The following is a 972-nucleotide window of genomic DNA, read 5'->3' as shown; positions in this document are numbered from 1 at the left end:
CAACTTTTTCAAACGCGTTTTGCCAATAAGGAAATTGATTCAGGTAATCTACAAAATGCTTTTAAGGAAACATTGGGTCAATTCACAATAGATGTTAGTATAGCTGAGAAAAAGTGGCTTATGGAACACGATATTCAACCTGTATTTTCAGGTGATTTCGTTCCAACGATTTTTACAAACAATAGTGCACTTGAAAAAGATGGTTCAAATAAATGGTTAGAAATGAATCAGAAGTTAGATAATAGTGGTCTTTATACGCTTTACGTATTCTTTAAAGATTATTTTTATCTAGTTCCAATCTGTCTATTTATATTACTATTTGGATCTGGATTTGCTATTGAACGAGGGAAAAAGAATACACTTTATTTTTTAAAAACTCAACCTATCGATACTAAGCAAATTTTTATTGGTAAAATATTAAATTCTACAAACTTTTCATTATTAAATAGTATAGGACTTGTTTTGTTCGTATTAATTATTGGAATGTTGTTTAATCGTTTCGGCGATTGGGAGTATCCTATTTTATTCTATGATCATCCCAAAATTGCAATTTCTTCAAATTATACGGGCAATATTTCATATGGGGGAAATGGGTTTCATTTTATTCCACTAGGAGTCAATATTGTACAAAGTCTTGTCTTATTAATATGCCTACTCTTATTTACAATCGCATTGTCGCACTTAATATCCCTTCTTTTTAAAAATTCATTAGCAGTATTTGCCACCACGACACTAACTTTATTGATAGGATACATTGTCAGTACAAAGGTAATTATTAATTTTGCTTACCTATCTCCATTTACGTATTTTAATATTGCAAAAATCACTAACGGAGAATTATCAATCTTGCTTGACCAGCCAAGCATCAGTATTCAAATTGGTTGCACAAACCTTTTTTTGTCAACAATCATTTTGGTGATAATTGGATACTTATTAATCAGTAGAAAAAATAAGGTTTCTTATTGAACTAAC

The 972-nt window shown here is 29.9% G+C and carries 1 protein-coding gene; it reads left to right on the top strand.

From position 1 onward, the window contains the following. Nucleotides 1-966 (top strand): hypothetical protein (locus EP747_RS24495; protein ID WP_165347286.1); only part of this gene is annotated, 966 nt, incomplete at its 5' end. Nucleotides 967-972 lie beyond the last annotated feature (6 nt).

Source organism: Gottfriedia acidiceleris (assembly GCF_004138285.1).
Taxonomy (GTDB): Bacteria; Bacillota; Bacilli; order Bacillales; family Bacillaceae_G; genus Gottfriedia; species Gottfriedia acidiceleris_A.
Note: the sequence above shows the minus strand (reverse complement) of the source record. Positions and strands in the feature narration are given on the sequence as shown.